Raw genomic sequence first — 6,211 nt, forward strand, 5'->3', positions numbered from 1 at the left:
TTACGAAGCCGCGTCAAAGACGATCCGGCCGCCTACGAGAGTAGAGAGGATGCGACCCTTCACTTTCCATCCGGCAAAGGGTGTGTTCCGGCTCTTTGAGCGGAAGCGCGCGGGGTCCACTTCCCAGACGGCGTTCAGATCAGTGATTGCTACGTCCGCATCGGCGCCGGGGGCCAGCGTGCCCTTGTCCAGTCCGAAGGCTTTGGCCGGATCGGTCGTGAGCTTAGCCACGGCAGCTTCGAGCGAGAGTGTTCCCTCCTCTACAAGCGTGAGCGTCAAGGGCCAGGCGGTTTCTAGTCCGACGATGCCGTGAGGCGCCGCGGCAAACTCCTGCTGTTTTTCCTGTGTTGCGTGCGGCGCGTGGTCGGTGGCGATGACGTCGATCGTCCCGTCGCGCAAACCGTCCTTGATCGCCTGCACGTCCGCCCAGGTCCGCAGCGGCGGATTCATCTTAGCGTGTGTGTTGTAGCCGCTACAGGCCTCCTCCGTCAGCATAAAATGATGCGGGCTGGCTTCCGCTGTGACCTTGAGGCCGCGCGCCTTTGCTTCCCTGACCAGGCGCACCGAGCCAGCCGTGCTGAGGTGGGCAAGATGCAGCCGCGCGCCGGTTAGCTCGGCGAGCGCCAGATTGCGGGCGACCATGATGTCCTCCGCGGCCGCTGGCACACCGGGCAGCCCGAGTTGTGTCGACACGATCCCCTCATTCATGCAGCCGCCTTCTGAGAGATGTAGATCCTCACAGTGATCCACCACCGGGATGTCGAAGGCCATCGCGTATTCCATTGCCCGGCGCATGACGAGGCTGTTCATGACCGGCAGGCCGTCGTCCGAGATGGCCACGCACCCGGCGCGCCGCAAATCGCCAATCTCGGCCAGGTCCTTGCCGCCCGAGCCCTTGGTGATGGCGCCAATCGGAAAGACGTTTGCGGTACCAGCCGCGCGGGCTTTCTCGAGAATGAATTCCGTGATGGTCTGGTTGTCGTTGACCGGGTTGGTGTTCGGCATACAGCAGACGGAGGTGAAGCCCCCGGCCACGGCTGAGGCGGCGCCGCTCCTGATCGTTTCCTTGTACTCGAAGCCCGGCTCACGGAAATGCACATGGAGGTCGATGAAGCCGGGTGTCACAAGTTTCCCTGTCGCGTCAATGATCGTGGCACCGGCTGGCGCCTTGAGTGTCGGCCCCACCGCTGAGATTTTTCCATGCTCGATCAAGACGTCGGCCGGACCGTTCGCGCGACCGGGATCCATCACCTGCCCGCTTTTAATAAGGATAATCATTGATTGGCTCCCGACAGGAGATAGAGGATGCCCATCCGCACCGCTACACCGTTGGTGACCTGGTCCAGGATCACTGAGGAGAAGCTGTCGGCAACGTCCGGCGCAATTTCCACACCGCGGTTGATCGGGCCCGGATGCATGACGAGCGCGCCGGGTTCAGCGAGCTTGAGCCGCTCGGCGGTCAGTCCATAAAGTCGCGAGTATTCACGGATCGTTGGGTAGAGCGCGCGCCCCTGCCGTTCGAGCTGCAACCGGAGCATCATGATGACGTCCACGCCCTTCAGACCAGCGTCCAGAGTGTCGTAGAACGTCGCGCCGAGTTTTTCAATGCCGAAGGGCATCATGGTGCGAGGGCCAACCACCCGTACCGCCGCACCAACCTTCGTGAGCGCGTGAATGTTGGAGCGCGCCACCCGGCTGTGCGCGACGTCACCCACAATGGCCACACGCAAACCCTTGAAGGCACGTTGTTTTTCACGGATGGTGTAAAGATCCAGCAGTGCCTGGGTCGGATGCTCGTGCCAGCCGTCGCCTGCGTTGATCACTGAGGATTTCACGCCGCGCGAGAGCGTGTCCGCGGCGCCGGCCGCCGGATGGCGCAGCACGATGATGTCCGCCTGCATGGCCTCGATGTTTCGGGCCGTGTCGAGCAGGGTCTCCCCCTTCACCACGCTGCTATTGGAGGGCGAGAAGTTGATCGCGTCCGCGCTCAACCGCTTGGCGGCCAGCTCGAAGGAGGTCCGCGTCCGTGTGCTCGGTTCAAAGAAGAGATTGACCACTGTCTTGCCGCGCAGGGCCGGCACCTTCTTGATTTCGCGTCCGCTGACCTCCTTGAAGGAGTCGGCGGTTTCGAGAATCAGCATGATCTCCTCAGCAGACAGGGGCGCGATGCTCAATAGGTGCTTGTGCTTGAAGCTCATGCCACACCTCCCTGCCAGATTACGACCCGGTCCTCTTCGCCGTCTTCTTCAAAGAAAACCTGGACAATCTCGTCAGTTGACGTCGGGATGTTCTTGCCAATATAGGTCGCCTTGATTGGCAGTTGCCGGTGCCCACGGTCCACGAGCACGGCTAGTTGGATTTCGGCTGGCCGGCCCAGGTCGATCAGGCCGTCCATGGCGGCGCGAATCGTGCGGCCGGTGAACAGCACGTCATCTACCAGCACGATTTTCCGATCGCCGATATCGAAGGGCACGTGCGTGGTTTTGAGAATTGGCTGTTCCTTCCGGATCGCCAGGTCATCGCGGTAAAGCGTGATGTCCAGCTCGCCCACGGGCACCTTGACGTGCTCGATCTCTTCGATGCGTTTGGTCAACCGGTGCGTCAGGTGTACCCCGCCCGTACGGATACCCACGAGCGCGAGATCCTTTGTGCCCTTGTTGCGCTCTAGGATTTCGTGGGCAATGCGGGTCAGGGCCCGCGTCATCTCGCCTGCGTCCATGATAAGTTTTTCGCGTGCGGCACGTGTCGTCATGCTGGCTTTTCCCGACGTTCAACTCGAGTCTTCGGGGCGGCCGCAGGAAGCGAGGTGAGCAAGACGCACGTTGCTCCCGTGCGCTGCAGGGGGCGGGGCAACCGAGAATGAAGGTGAAGGTCGTGTTGAGTGCCTAACAGGGACAAAAAAACCTTCCCGTCCAGTTGGAACGAGAAGGTCGGTTGTCGGACGACACCGTGGTTCTGATTGGGCATGGCAGATCTCCTTGCTCACCTCGCAGGATGAGCATTAAAGGCGACGCCATCTTATCCAGAGATTGTGGGACCTGTCAAGTTATCGGCAATGGTCAGGCCGTTCTGGTCCAGTGGATCCGGAGCGATTCCCTACTCGGAGGTTTTCTTTTCCGCCTCGATCACGTTCGTGACCTGCACGATGGCCAGCGCCACCAAGGTGGGATCGATGCATAGTGAACAAGGGATGAAGCAGCGGAGCCAGCAGGCATCAACTCGATCCAGGGTGCGTGCCTATCTACAAAGTATGCCACCGCTGGTGTTGGCTGACGCGCGGGGGTGGGCTTAACAGTGATGCAGTGGTCTGGGCAGGAATAACTCGGTCCGTCAGTACACAACTGTCGATCCGTGTCAGGCCGTAGCGAGCGAATAGAGCGTCAGGTCACTCTTGAGGCGCGCATTGGGCAAAATAGTCCGGTGCAGGCGAAAGGTTGGGAGGGATTCGACCAGCTCGGCCTGGAGAATGCGCAGCGGCTGGGCTTGTACGACTGAGTGAAGCGAGCTGGGCCCGGCGATAAAGGCCATGCCTGTGGGTGTCAACGCGCCAGCCACGGCCCGTACGGTTTCGAGCAGTTTCAGTGTGTCAGAATAAATCGCGAACGGAATCCACACATACAGCAGATCGATGGGCCGTCCGTAGTGGGCATTGTCCCCTGCGGTCTCCGGCATGAACGAGATGTGCTTGATCCAGTCCCACCGCTGCAGTCGGGCCAGTGTCTGCCACAGAAATTGAGCCTGCTTTTGTGCATAGGCCGGATGCCGATAGCGCACGCCGTATGTGCGAGGACGGTCCAGCTTCACACAGGGTGTGATGGCCGCATCGAATCGATCAATGAGAATCGTGTTGGCTTTGTTCAGGAGTGCCGCCAAAGATGGCTTCTGCTCGAAACTATCCTGCAGGTAGTCGGCCACAAACGGCTGCGAGGCCAGCTCTCCTATTTCCTTCGCGTCATCCGGATACAACAAAACGGACGAAAAAGCGTCGTGGGGTGTGACAACCGGTGGAATAGTGCCGAACAACGATTGCCATCCGATCGGAGCAAGCGGATGAGTGGGCAGCGACGATTCGTGCAGTGTTCCCCACGACGGTTGCACGGGGATGTCGGCGCGTGTGTCACGATCTTTCAGGACCAGTGTCCCCTGCTTGGCCGAGACGGATCGTTCGAAGGGGGCCATCAGTCCCGGGCCAGTTGCCGCGAAGGGCAGACCCGCTGGATCGTCCCACTTGGTCGCTTTCTGCACTTTGCCCCCCCGAATTGTGACGCAGAGGCTGTGCGCCGTATCGAAATATCGCAGCGGTGGGTCCGGTGCTGGCAGCCAGGTCACCTCGTGCGAGCGTGGGACATCCATAAAGATGGGAAAGGGATCGCCTCCGCCCGGCACGCTCGGTATGAAGGAAGCCCCAAACAATTTATAGGCCGCTTCGGACGGATAGGTCGGGATCCCGCGATAGCGTAGCGGCAGGGGCTTCCCCTCGTTCTGATCATCGTAAAGTCCTCGGATCAGTTCAAACATGGCCGAGCCCGTGCCCGGGAGCAGGGATTGAAACAGCTCCACGACTGGCAGGAAATCAATGCAGGCCCAGTGCATGGCGCTCATGCAGGCCATGAATGTTGCGCTCTCAAAGGTCCCAATCTCCAGCACATAAAACGCGTCCTTCTTATGGCGGATCGTGGCTATGCCCATCTGGTTAATCGTCAAGTCATCATCACCATAGAACAATTTGACCGCCTCGAGCGGCAGGCGCATGGCCTGCGCGGCCATCTGCCGCAGATCGTCCGGGCGCAACTGCTGCCAACCGGGCTTCCGTGAAAGGTCGAGGGTTGTCGTATTGACGAGCCCTTCGGGCTTCAGGCCGACCCACTGCCCCCAGTCTAGTCGCACACGCGCGCGGACTAGGCAGGGTTTCCCAGCGACCGTCGTTCCCCACTCGCATTCGTGGAGCGGATGGCCGTCCGGGTCCGTGGCAAGGATCCGACGGTTATGAGGGCCGTAGAAGATGAGGTGTCCACTACGCAGACGCTGCACCCGCCCACCGGCAGCGCGCAGATCGTTAACGAAGGGCAGATTGACTGGGAAAACGACGTTGCCGGGACGGGTCAGCTCGGAGAGGTACGACGGAGCCACGTCACTCGCGGATCTGGCCGGAGCCGAGCACGATGAATTTCATCGAGGTGAGTTCTTCGAGCCCCATCGGCCCGCGCGCGTGGATGCGCGTGGTACTGATGCCGATCTCCGCGCCGAGGCCGAACTGGTAGCCGTCGTTGAGGCGTGTCGAGGCGTTGACCATCACGGCGCTGGCGTCGACCTTGCGCAGGAAGTGCAGGGCGCGTGCGTAATCGTTTGTAATGATAGACTCCGTGTGCCGCGAGCCGTAGGTTTCAATGTGTGTCAGTGCCTCGTCCAGATTCTTGACGACCTTCACGGCCAGAATCAGCGAGAGAAACTCCTGCCCGTAGTCACTCTCAGAAGCCGGCTTGGCCTCGAGCGCCAACTGGCAGGTTTTGGGGCAGCCACGCACTTCCACCTTGGCGTCGACAAGTTTCCTCACCAGCGCAGGCACGAAGGTGCGCGCGATCTGCTGATGTACCAGCAGCGTTTCCATAGCATTGCACGTCGCAGGCCGCTGGACTTTCGCGTTGAGGCATATGCGCTCAGCCATCGCCAGATCGGCATCCTGATCCACATAGATATGGCAGATGCCTTTGTCATGCTTGATCACCGGAATCGTAGACTGCTCCATCACGGTCTTCATCAGCGCGTCGCCGCCCCGTGGGATGATCAGGTCCACGTATTTGTCCTGTTTGAGCAGCAAGTGCGCCACTTCCCGCTCCGTCCGTTCGATAAAAGTGATTGAGCCCGCTGGTACGCCTGCCCGTTCAGCGGCGTCCGACAAAATTGCGGCAACGACTGTATTGGAATGAATTGCCTCCGATCCACCACGCAGGATACAGACGTTCCCGGATTTCAGGCAGAGAGCGGCCGAATCGGCCGTTACATTCGGGCGAGATTCGTAAATAATACCGATCACGCCAATGGGCACGCGAATCTTCCCGACCTGCATGCCGTTTGGCCGCGTCCACATTTTGGGTGCTTCGCCGAGCGGATCGGGCAGCTTGATAATTTGCCGGATGCCCTCCGCCATTTCCGTGATACGTCCTGGCGTCAGTTTCAGGCGGTCAGCCATAGCCTTGCTGCCCTTGGTTTG

Annotated in this window: 5 protein-coding genes; all 5 read right to left on the reverse strand. The window is 60.4% G+C overall.

Features of this window, described 5'->3' with window-relative positions; all coding sequences use genetic code 11:
• On the reverse strand, positions 1-1,278 hold the full coding sequence (locus FJ248_02845; protein ID MBM4119825.1) for a dihydroorotase: 1,278 nt from the start codon (positions 1,276-1,278) through the stop codon (positions 1-3).
• On the reverse strand, positions 1,275-2,198 hold the full coding sequence (locus FJ248_02850) for an aspartate carbamoyltransferase catalytic subunit (protein MBM4119826.1): 924 nt from the start codon (positions 2,196-2,198) through the stop codon (positions 1,275-1,277). Before FJ248_02850 ends, FJ248_02845 begins: the two co-directional genes overlap by 4 nt.
• On the reverse strand, positions 2,195-2,752 hold the full coding sequence (pyrR, locus tag FJ248_02855) for a bifunctional pyr operon transcriptional regulator/uracil phosphoribosyltransferase PyrR (GenBank protein MBM4119827.1): 558 nt from the start codon (positions 2,750-2,752) through the stop codon (positions 2,195-2,197). The genes FJ248_02850 and pyrR overlap by 4 nt, the downstream gene beginning before the upstream one ends.
• Before the next feature lie 602 nt (positions 2,753-3,354).
• Positions 3,355-5,130 (reverse strand): hypothetical protein, encoded by a 1,776-nt coding sequence (locus FJ248_02860; GenBank protein ID MBM4119828.1) that lies wholly within the window; start codon positions 5,128-5,130, stop codon positions 3,355-3,357.
• Position 5,131: 1 nt separating this feature from the next.
• Positions 5,132-6,211: glutamate-5-semialdehyde dehydrogenase (locus FJ248_02865; GenBank protein ID MBM4119829.1), on the reverse strand; the 1,080-nt coding region annotated here is incomplete at its 5' end.

This window comes from Nitrospira sp. (assembly GCA_016873435.1).
Classification (GTDB): Bacteria; Nitrospirota; Nitrospiria; order Nitrospirales; family Nitrospiraceae; genus VGXF01.

Coding starts and splice junctions, on each gene's coding strand:
- FJ248_02845 (MBM4119825.1), bottom strand. CDS start 1,278: ATGATTATCCTTATTAAAAGCGGGCAGGTGATGGATCCCGGTCGCGCG.
- FJ248_02850 (MBM4119826.1), bottom strand. CDS start 2,198: ATGAGCTTCAAGCACAAGCACCTATTGAGCATCGCGCCCCTGTCTGCT.
- pyrR (MBM4119827.1), bottom strand. CDS start 2,752: ATGACGACACGTGCCGCACGCGAAAAACTTATCATGGACGCAGGCGAG.